Source organism: Dialister invisus DSM 15470 (genome assembly GCF_000160055.1).
Classification (GTDB): domain Bacteria; phylum Bacillota; class Negativicutes; order Veillonellales; family Dialisteraceae; genus Dialister; species Dialister invisus.
Genome location: NZ_GG698602.1, coordinates 1,473,931 through 1,493,357, shown reverse-complemented (window position 1 = coordinate 1,493,357; position 19,427 = coordinate 1,473,931). Strand labels below are relative to the sequence as shown.

The window sequence follows — 19,427 nt, the reverse complement described above, 5'->3', positions numbered from 1 at the left end:
CAAATGCGAACCTCAATATGTCTTAAGACAGATCAATCCCGTATGTCTTCTCCAAATATTACTTGCCCATTCATTAACATTGGTAAAATTAGATTCTTATAATTCTGCAGTTTTTCATTCTCGAGTTTAACTTTTATCATTTTTTCAAACATGGGCGTGATTAATTTCTGGAACTGTCCATAGACTTCTTTAGAATATGGAATATCCATATGATTAACGGCTTCGGATGCGTGCAAGATATTTGATCCTGTTGCATACTTTTCAATCACATATTGAATATAATCTGAAGTTAAGATTGCAAAAATTAGGGAATTATTGATTTCCGCCTTCTCATCATAAACTTTGCGTATTCCAGTTGAATATCCACCATACAATGCATAGTCAACTTTTCCAACCGTCCCATCAAGCGACACGCAAATATCTTGTGGCGCGAGCAATTTACCATCAAGAAGATCCATTTTCGCGTAAATCTCACTGGAGCCATTTAAATCGCTTACCCTAATAAATGGAGCGCTATTCTCCTGTTTTTCCACCAGATAATTATCGCTACCGATCTCGACACCTCTTTCGAACGTAAGTCTTTTACCTAAAGATAACTCTGTCCATCCTTCAGGAATATTCCTTTTCAGCAATGAGCTGTATATAAATTCCCCGCCATGAGATTTATAAGGCTTTCCGTCTTTATCAGGAAAATCAAATTGAATAAACCAATAATCATATAATAATTTGATTGTCCTACTTAACGTATAAATAATGTTCTTGTTGTTTTGAATCTTATCATCAATTAGTGTAAGGAAGTTCGCAATAGAATCTTGCATGGGCTTGCTATGAAAATAAACTTCTATACCCCTAACGTCATCTTTGGTAATTGTTTTAGTGGTAGTACCATGTGAAAATGACTTTATATAAGGCTCAACATTTTTCATGTTATAGTACATGTAACGCTGATTAACTTGATTATTGAAACGGATTAGGAACAGATTCATTCCACAGGTAACTGGGCATCCCAAATCAGGCATAATATATACACTACCGGGATTTGCAATCTTGTTCATAAGGATATCGTTCGGCAGAACTTTGCTTTTTTCAAGAAAATTATAGGCATCTTCGTCTACATACAACAGTTCATCACGAAAGTCCTGACGTTCGAAATTCAATGTTCTTATAATAACCGCATAATCCTTATGATCCAACAGAGTCACATGATCCTTTAGCGACTCATAGGATCCGTTTGCATGATAATCAGTTATTATATCGATATATTTGCCTAATGGCTCAAGTTTTACTGATTCCATTTTAACCTCTCCATAATGGCGCAGATTTCTTTATTCAGTTCTGCTCCTGCATCCAATTCATCTCCTAATTCTATTTGAAGTCGTTGCATCTCTTTATCAAATTCTGCCTCGCTAATTTCCACATACGGAAGCTTAAAAGTAAAATACTGTCCGGCACTTAAAGAGAATTTATTCTTACTTATCTGATCGAGTGATACCATAACAGAAAAATCATCTGTTTCAATTTCGCAGTTAAAAGTACTGATTATCTGTTCTATCTCAAAGTCTCTCAAAACGGTTCTTTGATTCTTTCCGTCGACCTTGATCTTTTGGCCCATCGAGGAAGCATCCATCAGCATCACTTTATCTTGCTGTTTCTGTGCATCCAAAAACATTATTGATACGTTAGTTCCTGTTGTAGCAAAGATATTAGAAGGCATCGATATTACGCCTCTGAGCATTTTCTCCGAGATGATCTTCTCTCTAATTTTTTTCTGTATGCCAGTTGCAGTAGTTAGGAATCCTGTCGGGACAACGATTCCCGCTTTACCAGTATCTTTTAATGAGAATAAGATATGTTGTAAAAACAGCAAGTAAATATCCATGCTATCTTTTTTCTTCTTAGGTATATTGGGAACTCCGGCCCAGAATCGCTCTTTATACTTCTCCCCAGCCAACGTGTCTCTATTATCACTGAAATCCATATTAAAAGGCGGATTGCTAACAATGTAGTCAAACTTCATTAAGCCGTTCTTCTGCTTGTTCAAATGTTCCGGCTGAAGAAGGGTATCCCCATGAACAACATTTCCGAGGGAGTGAACCAAATTGTTGAGGATCAGATTAAGCCTCAAAAACTCGTTCGATTTTTGAGAGATATCTTGTGTATAAATAGTGCAGTTATCCTCACCAATTTCATGTGCCAATGCTAAGACGAGCGTACCTGATCCTGCTGCTGGATCATATACAGTAACATTCTGTGCCCCATCCGGCACCATGATCTTAGCAATAATGCTGGCTATCGAATGTGGTGTATAGTACTCAGCATACTTACCAAAATCTTTGTTGTAATCTTTTATAAGATATTCAAAGACGGCTGCAAAGAAGTCATACTTTTGTGCAAAGGCTTCCGCAAAGCTAAAGGCAACCAGTTTATCTATGATTGCTCGGCAAAAGTCTGATCTCCTATTGGTTTCAGTAACAAACACTGAGATTGCGTCAAACAGCCTTATTTTATCTTCACTACCCGTCTTGACAGAAAACACATCAATGTTAAAGTTGGCTATATCGATCAACGTATCATCAAACAGTTCATTAAACTTGTCTGTGTTTTTTCGGTTAAACAAATAGGAAATGAAGTGTTCTTTCTTAAGCTGTGCAGTCGTCGGAGGAAGGCTGGCCAGAAGGAAGTCGTAACTTTCATCGTCCATTGCACTAAGATCAGCTTCAATATTGGTACTGTTTTTTAAGCCTTCATCAGCCTGCCTGACCTCGTACAAGAACTTGTCATTTAAGAATTTATAGAGGAAAACCTCTGTGATAATTTTATATTCGCTACTTGCGTTGCCGAGGCCATAATTTGCGCAGACTGTTTTAAGGTCATCAATCATCGCCTTGGTTCTTTTCATAATAATCTGTGTTTCCATATTAAGAAGCCCAGTTCCTTTCCGTAAAATATTCTTGTGCGATGCAAGCATCTATAAATTGAACTTGTTGCATATTAACTTTAGTGTTTCGCTTTTTGCAAGCCGAAATGATTGCAGGTTGAAGCGATCTGATGAAAAAGGCCTGATTATCCAACACGCTTTCATTACGAGAAACAGTGTCGTCCGCCTGTCGTTTAACATCCATCAGGATTGAATGAACCGTAAGCGCATCCGCAATGGGCGGCGGATTTCCCATTATTCGCTTATGTGTTCGCATATACTTAACATCCCCATCATATTTGGCTGCCAGCATTTGATCTTCGTGATTATGCTTTTCAGCTCTTTTTCTTAGGCCATCGAGTTCCTCTATTACGGCCTTCATCTCATCGGTAGTCAGTTCCTCTATGTTTTTCTTTTTAAAGACACGTTTCAGCTCTTCGAGAAGAGATATATACTCAGGATCTTTGGGATCAAGGCATCGATCCACGATCTCACGTCGCGTTTTTTCGAGGGAATTTCTAAACGCATCTGCAATAACAAGTTCTTCTTCTTTTACCTTTCTGAACTGAAAACGGATTTGATCCAGAGCCGTATTCAAGACGCTAGACATATCCTCAGAATTTTCGACATTCTGTTTGAAGTTGATAATATTTATCCTATTTGTTACCTCGTTCAGCATCTGGATTGCCTTGCTCACATCAAAATGAACATATAAGTCATCATAGCCAAACAAGCGGATCAAATTATGGAGAACCTTATAGTTTTCAAGCGCCTCCTTTAGATTGAGGAGCGTCTTCTTGTCATCAATGCCATTAATCTGATTTATGAATTCTACGATGTTATCTGTGTCATATAGGAATAACTGGTTCTTTACATCCGTTAAATCCCGTTCAATCTCCTCATGGCTCTTAAAGATCTCGCTGTAATTTTCTACTTCATCGCCCAGTTCTGCTTGAAGTTCATCAAAGTAGGCCTTATTTGTTTTATCAAATTCGTCTTTAATATTTGCAAAGTCAACGACAAATCCATAGTGATAATCTCTGTAAGGCCTATTCACCCTTGTTAATGTCTGAAGCAGATTATGGGCCTTGATCATTCGTGCCAGATATTGCTTTTTTAGACGAGGAGCATCAAATCCAGTTAGCAACATATTATATACAACAAGTATGTCGATGTTGCCTTTCTTGAAGTCCTCCTGAATATCTTTTCGATCCTGCTTACTCCCTTCATCATGCAAAACGAGAGCATGAGAATAGGCATTTAATCTATCCAGCTGAGCGTTAACCTCCCGCGCTTGTTCTGAGGAATCGCAAACAATCATCGCCCCAATTGAACTATCCAAAACACTACGGCCCTTTTTATAATCATCTACAATGTAGTCGACCATCTCTTTAACAAACTTTGGATGGGAATATAAATCTTTTTTCTTGATGGAGCCCATTTGGACTTCAAGCTGCTCCAACGTAGCCGCCATCTGTGTTCGATATGTAGTTTCTATTTCCTCGCGGATCAGTTTCAATGTATATCCATCTGCGATCGATTGATTATAATAGTACTTGTGAATATAAGGACCGAAAACATCTTTCGTGTTATATCCCTCTCCGATTAGCGGAGTGCCAGTCAGAGCGATCATAATGGCTTCTCGATCTGAGGCCATCAAATTTGCAAGAAATGAGCCTTTGGGATTGTAGCTTCGATGAGCTTCGTCCATAAAATAAACACGCTGAACATTGACATTATAATTCGCCTTTTTTGTCACCGATTCCGCAGAAAATTTCTGGATATTTACGACGGTAAATGCAATCTTCCCACTTTTATCAGCTTCGCCTATGGAGGAAATATTTTTGATAAAGTCCTCCTTTGAGTCGACAGTAATTACCTTCAGTCCGCGTGCCTCAAACTCGGCTTTTGCCTGAGAAGCAAGATCAATGCGGTCAACTATGAAGTAGAACTTCGCTATTTTACCTTGCTTTTGAAAGTAATCCCGTAGATAAAGCACATTTGAATAAGCAAGAGCTGTCTTACCGCTACCCTGAGTGTGCCAAATGATACCTTTCTTAATACCCTCGTCGAGGCGATCTCGGATGGCCATAGTAGCAAACATTTGCGGGTATCTCATGATGTGTTTTTCAATGTGGCGTATACCGTTTTTGTCGGTTGTTTCCTTATAGCAAATTCCATATTGCAAAAGAAACATTATCCGTTCCTTTGTATATAAGGAAGTCACGATCCGATTTGTTGGAGAATCTTCACTAATAGAAGACTTGTATTCCGGAGTGCCTTTGATTGAGAGAAGATTTGTATCCTTTAATATAAATAGCTCTGTTTCATCATCTATAGGCAATAGAGATCGACTCAATTCCTCCTTGCGCTGCTCTCTGAATTTACTGAAGAACATTTTGCCGTAATTACTGGATGCATAAAACGCTCCCTGTATCGGCTCAATATCGGTATCGTCGTACTCATTATTGTTGGAGAACACGGTGTATTGGGTGATGTTTACGTACCTTCTATAAATCCGATTTGAAAACCGACGCGTCATTCTCTCGCGTTCAACCAGTATGCCTTCGCGATTATTCTGTCTTTTTACCTCCACGAAAGACAGAGGCATTCCATTGATCAAAATGGTAATGTCCGGTCTGAAATTGTCATCGCCATTCTCATAAGGAAGCTCAGTTACGACTACATACGAATTATTTTTGATGTCAGATAAATCAATGAGGCGGAGGCCATTAATCCCGTCCTTTAAAAGACTAAAAAAGGTCTTACCCAGATCATCATTATCGAGTTTAATTTTTAACTCATTAATTATCTTAAAAGATTCTTCCTGCGATAAAGATACTCTGTTGATTTTGTTCAGGGCTTCCAAAAATTGTGCATAGAAAATATTCGTGTCTTCGTCATAATCAACGCCACGATTTTTTCCTTTAATGGACATATATTCATATCCAAGTCTCGTGAAATGCACGAGCGCCGGTATTTTAACCCTTGAATCCTCCGGTCTGCCCATGATCAAATCCTCCTTTAGTTACGCTACATATTCACCGTCCATAGGACCCTTTTTATTCGTCATCGACCATTTCCATTATGTCGCTGACATCGCATTGCAAAGCCACACAGATTTTTTCTATAATCTCTGTGTTTACGTTCTCGTTCTTTCCGAGCTTTGTCACGGATGCCGCACTGATCCCAGCTACACGCTGCAAATCTTTTTTCTTCATATCTTTATCAATTAACAGCTTCCATAATTTCTTGTAACTAATGGCCATGTGCCAACCTCCATTTTCTGTCAAAATGTCTACATATATACTCCGACTTTTTCATTATAGCACGTCTGGCTTTAAATTTCAAGATTTTATCGTGCGATTGCAGGAATAAATATCGTTTTCTCTTGAATTTCGTGATCAAATCTGTTATAATGACATAGACGGCTGGTTTCGCAGCCGATTTTGCACTAAGGAGGCGTGTCGTTCATGATCTTTATAAGCGGAGTTCACGGCGTTGGGAAGTCCTACTTCTGCGACATGGTCAAAGAGACTACAGGTATAGAATCATACTCTGCCAGTACGCTGATCACCCAGAAGAAGCACTCCGGATTCGCCAAAGACAAACTTATTCCAGACATTGACGACAACCAGCAATACCTTCTTCAGGCAGTTGATGAATTGAGATCATCCGGGAAGAATTTTATTCTTGATGGACACTTCTGTCTGCTCAATGCATCTGGTGAAATAACCCGCATTCCATATGATACCTTCACCACTTTGAATCCCGATGCTATTATTCTGCTGATGGAGAAGTCAGAGGTGATTGCGGATCGTCGTAAAGAACGCGACGGAATTGAAGCCTCGGTACAGAGTATCGAAGATTTCCAGCATGAAGAATGCGCCTATGCAAAAGAGATCGCCACCGAAATTGGTTCGAAGCTTTTCATATCTGGTGGTGCCGGAGATCTTGCACAGGCGATTGATTTTATAAAGGCACTTTAAGGAGGATTTTTATGGCGGGCAAATTTGAGCGCAAACGTTTTTCTGAGATAAATCTCGATGACCCCTTCTTTGATTCATTAAAAGCTGATTATCCGGGTAATTCAACCAGCACAGGCTTTGTTCAATGGTTTGCCGCCAAAGCTGCCGATGGTAAAAAAGCCTTGGTATTCCAAGATGATCAAGGAATTGGTGCCTTCGTCAATTTAAAGCCAGATGAAACCGAAGAGATCAAGCTGGCTGACGGAACTGTACTACCCAAAGTGCCACGCTTAAAAATAACCACCATCAAAATTGACGAAAGATATCGTCATCAGCGAATCGGTGAGGGTGCACTCGGCCTCACCCTTTGGCGGTGGAGAGATCTCGGCACAAACGAAATTTATGTCACCGTATTTGAAAAGCATACCAGCCTCATATTCCTTCTGGAAAAATATGGCTTTATTCATGTGGGCAATAATTTGAATAGCGAACGTGTCTATATTAAAGATCGAAGAAATCTTGATTTCAGCGATCCGTGTAAGTCTTTTCCTTTCATTAGCAATCAGGTACAATATGCTGGATGCCTTGCAATCGACATGGCTTACCACGATACGATGTTTGCGTATTCTGAGCTTGCCAACACTCTACAGGAGCGTGTAGATCTGCGCGTAGCAAATGGACTAAAGAAAGTATATATAGGCAAGCCTTACAGCTTAGCTTTTAAAGTCGGAGAACCCGTTCTAATATACCGAAAGTACACAGGAACAGACGGTCGACCGGGATACAAGTCCGTTATCACTTCTTATTGTGTCGCAACACGAGTAGAAAAGATAAAGGCTAATGGACAGGCTCTTTGCACATATGACGAATTCCTCCATATGGTTGGCAATAAATCAGTATACGATGAAGATGAGCTTAAAATAAAATATGAAATATGGGCTTCTCTAACGCTGATTGAACTGCTCTACTATGGCTACTTCGGCGCTGGGAATAATGTGAATTGGAAATGGCTGAAGGATAATGATTGCTGGCCCGGAACCCACCCGATGAATTTCCGCTACACGAGAAGTCAGTTCGAGAAAATTCTACGGGAGGGCAACGTCGATGTCGACAATGTTATTATCGATTAAACCTAAATATGCCAAGGTAATACTGGAAGGCAAAAAACAATATGAATTCAGGAAAAGCAAACCCAAAGACGGTGTGGACCGCATAGTCTTCTATGCTTCCTCGCCTCAAAAGCAGGTGGTTGGCGAAGCAACCATAGATGAGATTCTGGAGGGCACACCAAAAGAAATCTGGGAAATTGCAAAAACGGCGGCAGGAATAACGAAAAAGTTCTATTTCTCCTACTATGCCGGAAAAGATAAAGCCATTGCTTATAAGTTGAAAGATGTTATTATCTATGAAACACCGAAGGCGCTATCCGATTACGGAATCAACCAAGCCCCTCAATCATTTGTATATCTGGATTAACTCTTAGCCACGTTGTGAGGAACAGCGTGGCTTTTTTTATGAACCACTTGACAAAAACACATTTCCTCGCTATACTAATAAGCAGATTAGCGAAGTCGCTAATTGACGAAGAAAGGAGTTTTTACAATGACAGGCGATTTTGGAAAATTCATTAATGAGAAGAGGCTGGGACGCGCCTCTGACGGCGGCAACATTCTCCTCAAAGACATCGCACAGGCGATGGGCACAACTGCTACCTATCTCTCGGACATTATCAAAGGCAGACGTAATCCCCCGGAAATGGGTATGCTGCTCAAAATAGCAGACGTACTTTACCTCACTGAAGATGAGCGTGCAGAGATGTTCGATCTCGCAGGTCGCGAAAGAAATGAAGCGGCACCGGACCTTCCTGAATACATCATGGATGAGAATATTCCGCATGTTCGGGCTGCCCTTCGTAAGGCCAGTGATAAGAAGCTCGGTGATGACTTCTGGCAGCGCGTTCTGGAAGAGATCGAAAAGAAAGGATAAATATGACCAAAGAAGCATATCTCAGCTCTCTTGTCCCTCGAATGTACAAATCAGAATTTGACGACAAGGCCGCTGACATTTTAGCAGAATACTGTCCAGAAGCGCTCGAAAAGCCGATGGCCGTCCCTATCGAAGAGATCGCAAGAGATAAACTGCATCTACTCATCAAGGAATTTCACCTCTCCGAGGATCTCAGTATTCTCGGCCAGATGTGTTTCACCGATGGACTTGTTGAAATCTACGATCCATCCGAAGATGAATATCGGGAGGTGTTCGTTAAGGCAAAGACGATGATCATTGATCCGGACACCTATCTGAAGCGTAACTTTGGCAGCCGTCGTAATACTGTAGCCCACGAATGTGTCCACTGGATCTACCATCGCAACTACTTTCTTGCTATGGAGGCGTTAAAGGAGGGACGAGCTGTGGCTCAACGATGTCCCGTTGAAGCTAAAGACGAGTCCTTCAAGGAGGTTTGGACCGATGTGGATTGGCTCGAATGGCAAGCAAACGGTATTGCCCCTCGCATACTTATGCCAAGAGAAACGATTGCTGACGGGTTTCAAATGATCATCGAACGCAGTAAGAAAAACAAATTTGTATCCGCAGGACTGATCTCCAAGTCGAAATGGATTCTGGAACAGTTCGCCGGATTCTATCAAGTATCGCAGACTTCTGCTGCGATCAGACTCTCGGAGCTGGAACTCCTCTCTTGAGCCATGTGCCAGCTCCTCTTTTTTTAGGGTGTTGCTTCGCTAAAAAGCGGAGCCGCTAATTAACGAATTAATGAAAGGAGGGGTGCGGATGGAAGAAATTCGAGACTGCCTCGGTCGCTTAGCTTGCTGTGGCAACGCGGCGACCGGCTATGTCTCTTCACTGTATAAAGGACATCGAACGACAGCCTATTTGTCTATAGGCGAAACATTCACAGTGGAAAGAGACAACACCCGGACCGACGTGACACGGATCACCACCTCGGCCTTCAAAGTGCGCAGCTATAAAATAGCCGCTTAACCAGATCCATAACTGAATAGAAGTCCGCAGAGCTGCTTGACGGCCAAGGACATAGTTTCATCCCAACGGGGAGGACTGTGCCTTTGGCCGTCTTTCTGTCTCTACGGACATAAATCGGCTCCTGCGGATTTCAACCTTATTTATTTGCAAATCCAAAGGAGACGATTTTTATGAAAGACAATGAAAACAATGTAAAACGCATTTCATCACGGCTACGGCACAGGGAACCCGTCCCTCAGCCATGGTTATTTTTACATCATCATAGCCGGCGTCCAGAAAGAACTGTCTGTAACTGTCTGCTGTAAACTGTCGCTTAAAATCCGCCCCGGCCCTGCCGACCGCAGAGATAAAGCTGCTGTCCTGTTCTTTCTTTTCCCGATTCATATATGTAGGGATGATCAATGTGCCTCCCGGTTTGCAAACACGGTTCAGCTCATTCAGCGCTTTCATCGGGTCATCAAGAAGATGGATCACGTTCCCCGCCACCACCTTATCAAAGCTGTTATCCGCAAAATCCAGCGCCGTAATATCAGCAAACCTAAACGCGATATTGGTGCAGGATGCGCAGTTCTTTGCCGCCTTTTTCAGCATCTTCTCTGAAAAATCTGTAGCTGTCAGTCTTTTGCATTTTTTCGCGATTACAATGCTGAGAAGCCCTGTTCCGCAGGCGCATTCCAGTACCGTGTCTTCAGATTCTATCATGCCGGCTACGATCTTACGCAGCGCTGTATGTGTTTTCCTGTTGATGACATTTACGAACACATCGTATACACCCGCAACATTATCCCAAAACATAACCGATTCTCCTCGTATTCAGCCACTCCCCGCCGCCTTTAACGGCAGCGTGAGGCCGTGTGTTATGTTAGTTATGCCCTTATGCTTTGTGTTTCTCCATATACCCATAAAATTGTTCATGCAGTTGCCGCATTTCATCCGGTGCTTTCATGGAATGCCGATACATGAAGATGTCACCAAAGCTGCTTCTGAAAACGAAACCGAGAACAACAGCAGCAAGGCCCGCCGGAAGAATGGTAAACAGCTTCATTTTCGGAGGGGAAAGCTTCAGCCCCATGCGGGAAATGTCCTCAAAGTTTTTCCTGATTCGTGCCGCCGTTATCTTCATCAGCGTTCCGTCATTTCCGGCATGCTTCGGGTCCTCTGACTCATAATAGGCATTCGCGATCGGAACGACCATCGCCAGATAACATATCTGCCAGATATGCATATCATCAACGATCTGACAGGGGATCCCTGCTTTTTTGAAAGCCTTTGCCAAAGCCTTTTCCCGTCCATCCGTGCTTCCGATCGTGGTCGGCTGAATGAAGCTCGGAGTCAGCGCCGCATCCAAAATATCTCCGTCAAAGCCTCCGCCTGCTCCGGGAAAAGCGGGAAGAATGCGTCCTTTTCCGCAGATGGTCTCCCACTTGTCATATGTATCAAGAGAATTCACCATCGTAACTATGGTCGGACTCGTGTTATATTTCAGCTCTGCCAAAGCGTTATACAGCTGATTTTCCCTTACTGCAAGGATGATGTAATCGTATCTGTCATTCGCTTCAAGCCGGGAAAGAACAGTCACCTTTGCGGTTTTGACCTCCTGCCCGGCCTTATAGCGCAGACCCTGTTCCTGCAGGCTTTTCAGTCGGTTTCCTCTGGCATATACGGAAACATCCATTTCCATCTCCGAGAGCAACGCGGCGTAAAGGCTCCCGATCACACCTGTTCCATATATTAAAATTCTCGTGACAACTACCTCCTGTGTTCTGTACACCACCGCCTTTGACGGAAATGTGGGTGCTTCTGATTTATTCTGGATTCTCCACCTTATCCGGCACAATCCAGTAATCGCATATATCCCCACCTGATGCCAATGTATAATCACGGTAAAGAACTCCGTGAGAATATTCTGTCGTAATGTAATCTATATCACAGCATATCGGAAGAACTTCCAGAAAGCCATATTCCCTTGCGAAGTTATTAAGCGGGCATCTTGTAAAGTGGTAATAGCTGCCGTCCCTGTGTTTTTTATCATCGAAGTTGAAATCCCACGTCTTTTCTTTGTACTCGGGATGAGCATCTGCCCAGTCCTGCATGGCGTGGAATTTATCCTTCATCTTCTTAAAATCATCGGGATTGTTAATATCTTTCCCTCCCATGAATTTTGAGACAATACCGCTTCTCATAAACTTGTTCACGACAGTACGGTAACTTTCAGGATCAATTGCCCCGTCAGCAGCTTTCCATACGGCGAGAAAGACAAAGCACATATAGATATTTCCTGCCATGGGATTGTCTGAGCCTATATCATCGCACTTGTCGAGCATATCCCTGTATATCGCAGGTGCTTTCTTAAGGGTACTCTTTGTAACATCCTTCCCATATTGTTCTTTCAAATACTTTTTCAGAAAAATGGTAAAGAGCATATAATATTTTCCTGTGTATTTCATCATTCTCCGATACCTCGATTCTCTGTAAACCGAAATTTGTCTATTTTATTGCTTTGCTCCCCGCCGCCTTTGATGGTCGTGTGGAGGCCACTTTTCCTGACATCCAAATCACAGTGTCAACCCTGCCTCAAAAACATCCAAACCGAAGTCTCAACCCTCTGACATCCAAACCGGCAACTCAACCCTCCGGCAAAATGCCTTTGATATGTTTCCTCGGAGCGATTTTTGCGGTCTAAGGGAGACCTCGGCGCTGATGGTCAAATCCTCGAAAGGCCTTGTTTTAAGCCATTCCTTCACAGTCTATTTCTCAACCCGTGACATCAAGACCACAGTCTCCACATGCATGGTCTGGGGGAACATGTCCACCGGCTGGACTTCTTTGATTTCGTAGCCTTCCGATTTTAAAATCTTCGCATCTCTGGCAAAGGTGGCGGGATTGCAGGAAACGTAAACGATGCGCTTGGGATTCATGCCTGCCGCCGCCTTCAACACTTCTTCGCTGCAACCTGCTCTGACGGGATCCATGACGATCACATCGGGAACCAGCCCTTGCCGGTAAAGCTGCGGCATGAGTTTTCCCGCGTCGGCTGCGTAAAATTCCGTATTTTCCATATGGTTCTTTTTCGCATTCTTTTTGGCGTCTTCTATGGCGGGCTTCACGATTTCTATGCCGATGACCCGCTTTGCCTTTTTCGCCAGGCAGAGGGAAATGGTACCTGTACCGCAGTAGGCGTCTATGACAGTTTCTCCGCCTTTGAGATCAGCGTATTCCAAAGCTTTCTCATAGAGAATTTCCGCCTGCTCTTTATGCACCTGAAAGAAGGAGTACGGGGATACTTCAAATTGCAGTCCGCAAAGAGAGGCAGTGAGCGTTTCTCTGCCCCAGAGGTGTCGGATTTTCGCGCCCAGTATCGTATTTCCCGGCTTGGGCTGGATATTGTGCCAAAGGGAAATGACTTCGGGCAGTTCCTTTTGTATTCCTTCTATCCACCGTTTTTCTTCCGGAAGGGTTTCGGAAGCGGTCACAAGAACGACCATCACTTTTCCGTCATCACCCACACGCCCCATTACATGGCGCAGGCTTCCTTTCCGTGTCTTTTCATCATAGACGGAAATCCCGTACTTCTCTATAAACCGCCGGGCAAATTGAAGCAGGCGGTTATTTTCTTCTTTCTGAATAGCACAGGAGGAAACCGGTATGATGTCATGGCTACCCTGCCGGTAGCAGCCGAGCGCCGCTTCCCCCTTTACGAGACCTGCCGGTACGGCCATTTTATTTCTGTACGCGAAAGGATGCACCGCCGGAAGCACGGGCCTCACCAATTTCCCCGATTCGCCGGCGATACGCTCTATCACATCTTTTACACGGCGGTATTTCATATCGAGCTGCCCTTCATAGGTGAGATGGGAAAGCTGGCAGCCGCCGCAGTTTTCATAAACGGGACACTCCGGCACCACGCGGAAAGGAGATTCCTGCTCTATGGAAAGCAGTTTCCCCAGGGCATAAGATTTTTTCAACAGAATGATTTCCGCGGTGACCGTTTCTCCGGGAAGCGCCCCGAGAACAAATACGGTGAATCCGTCCACACTCCCGATCCCTTCCCCATGAACACCCAGATCCCTGATTGCCACCGTGTATACTTCATGGATTCTGACCTGTGCCGGATCATATTTCATACCGGCGTCTCCCGATTTCCTGTTTTTCATATTGCCAGATCCGCCACTTCCTTATATCGGTATCCAATCCGATGTACAGCGTCTGCTGCTTTGTCCCTATCCGCTGTCCGATGGACAAATATGACGTATTCATCACATTCCACATCTATAAAGCCCAGCTGAAATCCTTTCCTGCGCAGGGCATTGTCATAGTCGGCAAAAACAGAAGGGGCGGAAATTGACTTGTTTCCATACGTTCTGAAATCCGGCAGGTCGGCAGACACTCCGAAATTTTTTGTAAGCGCGCTTTCAATCCGCCATTCCAGGGTTTCCACCTCCTGCTTCCAATCAAGCCCCATCAGAAAAAAAATATGGGCTTCCTCATCCATGTACTCCATCACATAGAACAGCGTGCTGCCATACTCCCCATCTTCTCCCGCACCTGAATAGTCTTTCAATGTCTCAAAAAAAGATGCCAGCTTCTTCTGCGTTTCTTCCGCCAGGCAAAGTTCTGCCAGCATCGTATACCCTTTTCTTTCCGTTTCCGAAATAAGAGGATACTCTTCCTCTGTCCCAATTTCTTCCTGCGCTTCCGCCGGTACGGGATCCGGTCTGACCAGCCGCCTCGACCAGGGAAGCCCGGTGAAAGTGCTTTTCAGATACAGGTATATCAGCGTCCCTCCGCCGATCAGCACCCACTTCGCTTTTGGAAATCCGATGGTGAACCAGACAGCAAAAGCAAAACACCACGCGATAATAAGGACAGCGTAAAATATTTTTTCTCTTCGTGCGATTCGATGGTACTCTTCTTCTGTCATGATTCCCTCCATGCCCTATCTATACTCGGCCTTATCCACTGCGGCTGTTTTCCTGATCCTGACTTTTACTCCATTCCATTATACATGAGGAATGAAATATAAAAAACGCGTACCGATTCATCCATAAAACATCTCACAAGCAGGCTTCCCCGAATCTGTGAAGCAAAAAAGAATATCCACATTTTTTCAGGTACAGCATATCAAGTCAAAAAACTTCTCACCGTTCTTTACAAAAAGAGTTTCTTTCTTCTATTTCCGCCAAAAGTGTTCGGCGTCATATTCTCAGCTCCTGTCCTATGCGGAATCATATCTTGCTCGCGAAATACGCCGCTTGTTGCTTGCTGTTATTTATACTGAGGACTTCAATATTTCCAAGAATACAGGATGAACATATGCTGAATAAAAAAAGTAAAGTGCCTCTTCCAAAACACACTTTACTTTTTTATTTTACATTCGATTCATTTCATCTAAGGTAAGGGCAAAACTGCCGGCAAAGTGTTCCAGGAACCAGTCCACTTCTTTCAGGTGCAGATTTTTCAATTTATTTTCCGTTGTGCGGAACGCTTCTTCAAATTCGCTGTTCCCCGCCTGTATTTCTTCGGCGCATTTCAGGTATGCCGACAACGTGTCCGCCGCTTTTGCAAGCGGCCATAAAGGATCGTTTTCCATGTCCAGAATATAGGGGCGGTAGGTGTCTTTCAATTCATCGGGAAGCGTTTCCAAAAGGCGCCTTCTTGCTTTATCTTCTATTTCTTTATATTTGTCATGCAGATCCTCTGTAAAGTATTTCACGGGAGTGGGCATGTCGCCTGTAAAGACTTCTCCCGCATCATGATAAACGGCCAACATGGCGCAATGCTCCGCATCGCAGGGTTCATGAAAAATTTTTTCACGGATCACTGCAAGTCCGTGGGCAATCATGACGGTCTGCAAGGTATGCTCCGCGTCATTTTCCGGAAAGGAATTCCGCATAAGTCCCCAGCGCTGTATATATTTCATTCTTGCAAGGTACGCAAAAAAAGTGTGCATATTATCTCCCCTTTATTCCACAAAGCCAGAAATGACGAACTGGGCCGCTCCCCTGTCCGATGGTTTCGTCTTTTGCCGCTTCGATAGCGCCGGTGAGGTATGCTTTCGCTTCCGCAGCAGCCTTCGTCAGCGTTTTCCCTTCCGCCAGTTTGACGGCGAGCGCTGCGGAAAGCGTGCATCCCGTACCGTGGGTGTTTTTTGTCTTAATCCGCTTTCCTTCATAACGATAAAATTGTTTCCCGTCAAAAAGGATATCTACCGCATCATGAACCCGGTGCCCGCCTTTCACAAGAACCGCACGACAGCCGTATTCCATTATTCTTTCCGCCGCGTTTTCCATATCCTTTTCCGTTTTTATTTCCAATCCCAATAATACTTCCGCTTCGGGAATGTTCGGCGTGATGAGATCCGCTTCAGGAATCAAAATATCTTTATACGTTTCAATGGCTTCTTTTTCCAAAAGAACAGCGCCCGTGGTGGCAACCATGACAGGATCAACGACAATTGCCGGTCCTTTGTGTCCGCGGAGAAATTCCGCCACTGCCGAAACGATGGCCGGGGTGCTGAGCATGCCCGTTTTGACTCCGTCCGGAGGAATATCGCTGTATACCGCTTCCAGCTGGGCGGTCACCATCTCCACGGGAGTATTCACCACCATGGAAACACCGGTCGTATTTTGCGCGGTGAGTGTGCAGATGCAGCTCATTCCATAGGCGCCAAGAGCAGCAAAGGTTTTTAAATCCGCCTGTATCCCTGCACCGCCGGAGGAATCTGAACCGGCAACAGTAAGTAGTTTCTTCATCAGTCTTCCTTTTTCAATTTTTTCAAAGCCGGAGTGAAATAGGCAATGAGTTTTCCCTGTTTCCACGCCATATCATAGTCAACAACGGAGATGGACGCCAAATCAGGCTGAATGCCCGCACCTGCCGCTTCAAGAAGGTAGGACTGGAGGAAAGGATGATGTCCTACTAAGGCCAGCGGTCCTCCGTCCGTCATGAGATGATTCTCAATCCGCCTGAAATCGCCCTGTAAAAGTTCTTCCGTCAGGTGGAGCCCTTCGGCAAAACATTCTTCCGATAAAATCCTCGCCGTCTGGCGGGTACGCATAAAAGGGCTTGCGAAAATGCGGAGCGGCCGGTCTTTCAAAAATCGGGCAAGCATGCGCGATGTGGTCCGCACCTGTTTCTTTCCTTCTTTTGTCAGCCGTCTTTCTCTGTTCGGCACATCTTCCGTCTGGGGAACAGCTTCCCCATGCCGCATAAGAATTAAGTACATCGCTGCCTCCTTATTCCGATTAATTATCCGATTCTTTACCGTTCTTATCCATATCAGCAGCGGTAAAGAATCTTTTTTCATTATACTGGTCTTTTTCGTCTTTGCTGGTCGCGTATTTCACAGATAAATTTTTCCCGACGGTTGTAAATATCTGTTCCACAGGCCCGCCATTGGCAAGGACTCTGGAAACAGCAGCACGTCCGTCCTTCACCCTGACAAGTGCCGTAATTTCATTCTTCATGGCTGTTTTTGTTTTTCCATTGTCTTCAGGCACCTGTACCCGTTCGGAAAGTTCCACGACGGACAGTTTCTTCAGCTGCTCCGGCGCCATGTACATGCGGTCCGCCGGAAAATTGAAATATACGGTGCCATCCATGATGCGGAGTGCCCGCGTTTTGATATAACTTCCGCTGGGCTGGGTAAGCTGGGCATGATCAAGAATAAGCGCTCCCTTCTGCCCCTTACTGATCACCAGGTAAATCGTTTCCCCCGTTTCCGGTTCCCGCTCTCCTTCCCACTTCGTTTCCGTTATGGGTACGTTCACCGCTATGTAATTTCTGTCGTAAAAATCCCCTTGAAATTCAATCGCCGCCGGCACCTCATATTCTTCTCCGTCAAGAAGGGTGGAACGGTAATCCGCCCTTGTCCATACAAAAAAGGCAAGTTCAAAAATAGCAGTGATCAGGACGAGAAGCAAACTGTACTTTCTATTCACGGCGTTCCCCGCCTTCCTCCGTTTTCCTTTCCGGCAGATCGGACAAGAACGCTGATTGATCCGCAGGTGCTGCCGGCTGCCGATCCCGTCGTACAGTCTTCCTTCCCGGTTTCCGCCTTATCTTCTTCACGGCATGGGGAAGGAAAGTCAGGCAGCACACAATAACAGCAGCCGCGCCGATGACGAGGAAGAATATTCCTCTTTGTCCGAAGGAAAGCGCCGCATCAAGGACACGCACAGCACCTGCCGCAGCCAGAAGACATCCGCCGACCCATTTCAGCAGGTTGGAATCGCTCCGGTATCCCCTCCCGATAACTGCCATGGCAAGAAACGCGGTAAAAATGGATACAAAGATGGCAGAAGACACACCGGTTGTTTCAAAAACGGCAAGGGATGCCGCCACAAGCATAATAAAAGGCGTAAGACCTCCGAGGGCAGCCAGCCGGTCCCTTTTGATACCCATCCGGGTAAGCAGGACAGCGTCAATGGCAAGAATGACAAAAAACAAAATCCATAAGGTCCAATTTCCCGAAATGCCTTTCCACACGGAACTCCAGGAGCCCTCCAGCAGAACACCGAACACGGCCGCGCCGCCAAAGAGGCGAAGCGCTTCCGCCGCCGCGCCCCAGGAAGAAAGCATACTGCCCGCTATCCAGGTAAGCGCTGCCGCAAGGGCAAAAAACATCGTCTGCCATAAAAGGTTGGACGCGGTCCAGTAAATAAGGAGAAGTACGCAGACCGCCCAAAACCATGAGTAACAGACGACCGCTTTATGACGCCGTTCTCCCAGAAGCCGCACCAGGAGGGGAAGCGCCAAAACAAGAAACACCCATGCCGCCGCTTCCGGCCATCCCCGGTACGGTGATAAACGGTACACAAGAACAGACGACGCCATATAGACCATACCGAGTCCTGCCGTAGGAAACGCCCAGCTCATCAGAAGAAGGAATACGCAGGACACCGCCGCGAGAACAAACCAATCCCCCGACAGCTTGAAAGACTCATTTACCATCCATACGGCACACAAGACCGCCACGCCATGAAAAACACCGGCCGCCTCCCGAATAACATCAGGTACGCGGTGGCGGTAAGAAACGGAAGGAAGAAGAGAAGACAGATCTTTTCCCTTATTTCCCGCCGCGGTATTTTCTTCGCTTCCGCTTCCGGCAGAAACCGTTCCCCCTGTTTCCCCGGAAAGCAGCTCTGCTGTGTTTTCAGCTTCTTCTAAGCGGACGCTTTCTGCCGGAATTTGATCCATCACAGGACGATCCTGCCACAAAATCGCCGCAATAATAAGAATGGACAGCACCAAAGGCACAAGGGCCATCATAAACTGCTCATCCTGAGAAAGACCGTTCCATACGCCGGCGCAGATGAAAATCAGACCGGTGAGGAAACATACAGCAGCCAGCACGAAAAGCCCTTCGCCATGAGAATGGCGTTGTTCATTCCTGTATAAAGAAATAAGAGAATCTCCCGCTTCACGGGTAATAATTTCTTCCTTCACCCAACGGGGTATTTCTTTTTTCAGCCATTTAAAGTGAGTCATAACTTAACTCCCGCCTGTCAATAAAAAAGCAGTGATGAAAAGAATTTCGTTTC

General features: G+C 44.8%; 20 protein-coding genes. 6 read left to right on the top strand and 14 right to left on the bottom strand.

The features are described from left to right. Positions 1-32 precede the first annotated feature (32 nt). The 4 genes from GCWU000321_RS09250 to GCWU000321_RS07395 are packed head-to-tail and all read right to left on the bottom strand — an operon-like array spanning position 33 to position 6,186. Positions 33-1,295 carry a restriction endonuclease subunit S gene (locus GCWU000321_RS09250; RefSeq protein WP_007070564.1) on the bottom strand — a complete coding sequence of 421 codons (1,263 nt, stop codon included), beginning with the start codon at positions 1,293-1,295 and terminating at the stop codon, positions 33-35. Next, positions 1,283-2,917: an HsdM family class I SAM-dependent methyltransferase gene (locus GCWU000321_RS07405; protein WP_040381516.1), complete on the bottom strand. Its 1,635-nt coding sequence runs from the start codon at positions 2,915-2,917 to the stop codon at positions 1,283-1,285. Before GCWU000321_RS07405 ends, GCWU000321_RS09250 begins: the two co-directional genes overlap by 13 nt. Position 2,918: 1 nt before the next feature. Beyond that, positions 2,919-5,927: a type I restriction endonuclease subunit R gene (locus GCWU000321_RS07400; RefSeq protein WP_007070562.1), complete on the bottom strand. Its 3,009-nt coding sequence runs from the start codon at positions 5,925-5,927 to the stop codon at positions 2,919-2,921. Between the two features lie 52 nt (positions 5,928-5,979). Further along, a complete protein-coding gene (locus GCWU000321_RS07395; RefSeq protein WP_007070561.1) occupies positions 5,980-6,186 on the bottom strand; it encodes a helix-turn-helix domain-containing protein in 207 nt (68 codons plus the stop codon). Between the two features lie 204 nt (positions 6,187-6,390). On the opposite strand from GCWU000321_RS07395, the gene GCWU000321_RS07390 reads away from it, so the two are divergent. The 6 genes from GCWU000321_RS07390 to GCWU000321_RS07365 all read left to right on the top strand — a co-directional run bounded on the left by GCWU000321_RS07390 (position 6,391) and on the right by GCWU000321_RS07365 (position 9,885). Next, positions 6,391-6,906 (top strand): ATP-binding protein, encoded by a 516-nt coding sequence (locus tag GCWU000321_RS07390; protein ID WP_007070560.1) that lies wholly within the window; start codon positions 6,391-6,393, stop codon positions 6,904-6,906. A gap of 11 nt (positions 6,907-6,917) precedes the next feature. Continuing rightward, on the top strand, positions 6,918-8,015 hold the full coding sequence (locus GCWU000321_RS07385) for a hypothetical protein (RefSeq protein WP_007070559.1): 1,098 nt from the start codon (positions 6,918-6,920) through the stop codon (positions 8,013-8,015). Then, complete coding sequence (locus tag GCWU000321_RS07380) at positions 7,990-8,361, top strand: ASCH domain-containing protein (RefSeq protein ID WP_040381513.1); 372 nt, start codon at positions 7,990-7,992, stop codon at positions 8,359-8,361. Before GCWU000321_RS07385 ends, GCWU000321_RS07380 begins: the two co-directional genes overlap by 26 nt. Positions 8,362-8,487: 126 nt before the next feature. Then, a complete protein-coding gene (locus GCWU000321_RS07375; protein WP_007070557.1) occupies positions 8,488-8,871 on the top strand; it encodes a helix-turn-helix domain-containing protein in 384 nt (127 codons plus the stop codon). 2 nt (positions 8,872-8,873) lie between these two features. Beyond that, the gene (locus tag GCWU000321_RS07370) at positions 8,874-9,587 is read left to right on the top strand and encodes an ImmA/IrrE family metallo-endopeptidase (RefSeq protein WP_007070556.1); all 714 of its coding nucleotides are present in this window, start codon (positions 8,874-8,876) and stop codon (positions 9,585-9,587) included. Between the two features lie 88 nt (positions 9,588-9,675). Continuing rightward, positions 9,676-9,885, top strand: coding sequence for a hypothetical protein (locus tag GCWU000321_RS07365; protein ID WP_040381511.1), 210 nt, complete (start codon positions 9,676-9,678; stop codon positions 9,883-9,885). A gap of 168 nt (positions 9,886-10,053) precedes the next feature. Here GCWU000321_RS07365 and GCWU000321_RS07360 read toward each other — a convergent pair whose 3' ends face one another. From GCWU000321_RS07360 to GCWU000321_RS07315, 10 genes are all read right to left on the bottom strand, one after another. Continuing rightward, positions 10,054-10,680, bottom strand: coding sequence for a class I SAM-dependent methyltransferase (locus tag GCWU000321_RS07360; RefSeq protein WP_007070555.1), 627 nt, complete (start codon positions 10,678-10,680; stop codon positions 10,054-10,056). A gap of 79 nt (positions 10,681-10,759) precedes the next feature. Then, positions 10,760-11,656 (bottom strand): ketopantoate reductase family protein, encoded by an 897-nt coding sequence (locus tag GCWU000321_RS07355; RefSeq protein WP_040381510.1) that lies wholly within the window; start codon positions 11,654-11,656, stop codon positions 10,760-10,762. 34 nt (positions 11,657-11,690) lie between these two features. Then, positions 11,691-12,308 (bottom strand): L-2-amino-thiazoline-4-carboxylic acid hydrolase, encoded by a 618-nt coding sequence (locus GCWU000321_RS07350; protein ID WP_211204388.1) that lies wholly within the window; start codon positions 12,306-12,308, stop codon positions 11,691-11,693. A gap of 324 nt (positions 12,309-12,632) precedes the next feature. Further along, a complete protein-coding gene (rlmD, locus tag GCWU000321_RS07345; protein WP_040382032.1) occupies positions 12,633-14,009 on the bottom strand; it encodes a 23S rRNA (uracil(1939)-C(5))-methyltransferase RlmD in 1,377 nt (458 codons plus the stop codon). A gap of 26 nt (positions 14,010-14,035) precedes the next feature. Next, positions 14,036-14,806 carry a DUF6630 family protein gene (locus GCWU000321_RS09245; protein ID WP_050754531.1) on the bottom strand — a complete coding sequence of 257 codons (771 nt, stop codon included), beginning with the start codon at positions 14,804-14,806 and terminating at the stop codon, positions 14,036-14,038. Between the two features lie 447 nt (positions 14,807-15,253). Beyond that, a complete protein-coding gene (gene yfbR / locus GCWU000321_RS07335) occupies positions 15,254-15,835 on the bottom strand; it encodes a 5'-deoxynucleotidase (protein ID WP_007070549.1) in 582 nt (193 codons plus the stop codon). 1 nt (position 15,836) lies between these two features. Beyond that, positions 15,837-16,637 (bottom strand): bifunctional hydroxymethylpyrimidine kinase/phosphomethylpyrimidine kinase, encoded by an 801-nt coding sequence (thiD, locus tag GCWU000321_RS07330; protein ID WP_007070548.1) that lies wholly within the window; start codon positions 16,635-16,637, stop codon positions 15,837-15,839. Beyond that, positions 16,637-17,110: a SixA phosphatase family protein gene (locus GCWU000321_RS07325; RefSeq protein ID WP_007070547.1), complete on the bottom strand. Its 474-nt coding sequence runs from the start codon at positions 17,108-17,110 to the stop codon at positions 16,637-16,639. Before GCWU000321_RS07325 ends, thiD begins: the two co-directional genes overlap by 1 nt. A 19-nt stretch (positions 17,111-17,129) precedes the next feature. Then, entirely contained in the window at positions 17,130-17,825 is a 696-nt protein-coding gene (locus tag GCWU000321_RS07320; protein WP_007070546.1) for a hypothetical protein, read from the bottom strand. Continuing rightward, positions 17,818-19,374: a DUF2157 domain-containing protein gene (locus GCWU000321_RS07315; protein WP_007070545.1), complete on the bottom strand. Its 1,557-nt coding sequence runs from the start codon at positions 19,372-19,374 to the stop codon at positions 17,818-17,820. Before GCWU000321_RS07315 ends, GCWU000321_RS07320 begins: the two co-directional genes overlap by 8 nt. Between the last annotated feature and the right edge of the window lie 53 nt (positions 19,375-19,427).